The organism is Paracoccus sp. SY, assembly GCF_002901215.1.
In the GTDB taxonomy this organism is placed as follows: Bacteria; Pseudomonadota; Alphaproteobacteria; order Rhodobacterales; family Rhodobacteraceae; genus Paracoccus; species Paracoccus acridae.
Map to the genome: position 1 here is coordinate 1 of NZ_NWMQ01000234.1, position 370 is coordinate 370.

Annotated in this window: 1 protein-coding gene; it reads left to right on the forward strand. The window is 60.8% G+C overall.

All coding sequences use genetic code 11. The annotated features are described in order from the left end of the window. Positions 1 to 59: 59 nt before the first annotated feature. A partial coding sequence (locus CK944_RS22685) for a hypothetical protein (RefSeq protein ID WP_239986230.1) occupies positions 60 to 370 on the forward strand: 311 nt, incomplete at its 3' end.

Genomic DNA, 370 nt, shown 5'->3' on the forward strand with positions numbered 1-370 from the left:
AGGCAGGTATGGGGGGTCTGATGGGCAAGCCACATCCAATGGAGCTTCGGACGCGGGTCGTGGCCTATGTGGACGAAGGCCACGGACATCGCGAGGCGGCCCGGCACTTTCGAGTATCGCCCAAATTCGTCAACGATCTGGTGAAGCTGCGACGCGAGACCGGGTTGTTGACGCCCAAGCGGCAAGGCAATGGCGGCGGATACGGGAAGCTGGCAGGCGTAACCGATTGGCTCAAGGCACGTGTCACCAAAAAGGGCGAGATCACGCTCAACGAATTGGTGGTCGAACTGGACAGAACCCACGGCATCGCCGTGCACCGTGCCACCGTTTGGCGCGTTCTGCGGGGGCTCGGACTGAGCCATAAAAAAAA